1 protein-coding gene is annotated in these 221 nt (G+C 57.9%); it reads right to left on the bottom strand.

Going from position 1 to position 221, the window contains the following annotated elements; all coding sequences use genetic code 11:
* A partial coding sequence (locus NLF92_RS14030; protein WP_254102887.1) for a hypothetical protein occupies positions 1–208 on the bottom strand: 208 nt, incomplete at its 3' end.
* Between the last annotated feature and the right edge of the window lie 13 nt (positions 209–221).

The raw sequence follows: 221 nt of genomic DNA, 5'->3' as shown, positions 1-221 counted from the left end.
CCTCACTACCTCGTCTTTGCACGCTGTAGTCATCGGAGAAGTCGCAATACCAATCGTGTCGGTCGAGATCATCGAAATACTGCTCGATGGCCACGGACGGATAAGTGACCTGCGGCTCCTGCGCTTTCGCTTGACGGTAGACCGACAAACCATCGTCGCCGGCGAGCTTGACCACTGCCCCGTATGCGGGCGCATCGCCATCAACCACAACGAAGTACCCC

Source organism: Opacimonas viscosa (assembly GCF_024199005.1).
Lineage (GTDB): Bacteria > Pseudomonadota > Gammaproteobacteria > Enterobacterales > Alteromonadaceae > Opacimonas > Opacimonas viscosa.
Note: the sequence above shows the minus strand (reverse complement) of the source record. Positions and strands in the feature narration are given on the sequence as shown.